1 protein-coding gene is annotated in these 247 nt (G+C 61.9%); it reads right to left on the bottom strand.

Annotation, left to right across the window (positions count from 1 at the left end):
* Positions 1-36: 36 nt before the first annotated feature.
* The coding region (locus R2R70_RS22305) for a hypothetical protein (RefSeq protein ID WP_410979243.1) at positions 37-247 on the bottom strand (211 nt) is incomplete at its 5' end.

Genomic DNA, 247 nt, shown 5'->3' with positions numbered 1-247 from the left:
ATCATTTCCCCCGCATTGCGGATAACGACCTCTGCGTCACTGGGCAACTTGATGTCGGCGGCGCACGGTTCGCGTTTCTCGGAGCGTTGCCGATTCTGCTGAGAGCACGCGATCGGCACGCGGGCCGCATCGCAGAGTGGTGCCGGCGACGCGATCCGTCACGGTTTGCCAGGTAGCATGCGTGGCACGATTCATCCAGTCCAGTTCATCCATTCGATGTGTGTCCTCCGCGAGATGGCAGTGCGGG

Source organism: Cobetia sp. SIMBA_158 (assembly GCF_046566945.1).
Classification (GTDB): domain Bacteria; phylum Pseudomonadota; class Gammaproteobacteria; order Pseudomonadales; family Halomonadaceae; genus Cobetia; species Cobetia amphilecti.
Note: the sequence above shows the minus strand (reverse complement) of the source record. Positions and strands in the feature narration are given on the sequence as shown.